Here is a 234-nt window from a genome sequence, read left to right on the forward strand (position 1 = left end):
CTCATCCGATAGGACAAACTGGAGTTCGAAGTGTGTGAAATTCGAGAAGTTCGAGGCCCCTATAATATGGGGCTTACCGTCGCAGAAGCCGAGAAACTGTTGGTTCGAGGTTACGGCGGTGCCGTCCACGGTGAACAGGGCAGGCATCGGCATCTCTCCGTCCCACACCCTAAGTGCGTCGATTCCCTGAGCGCCGCGCGGCAAAATCACCTGCACGTCGAATCCAGTGCAGTG

Annotated in this window: 1 protein-coding gene; it reads right to left on the reverse strand. The window is 56.8% G+C overall.

The window, feature by feature from the left end:
- The coding region (locus AC1RPR_RS09100) for a hypothetical protein (protein ID WP_481763626.1) at window positions 1-234 on the reverse strand (234 nt) is incomplete at both ends.

This window comes from Dellaglioa sp. CoH-57-MRSF-22, from assembly GCF_056781895.1.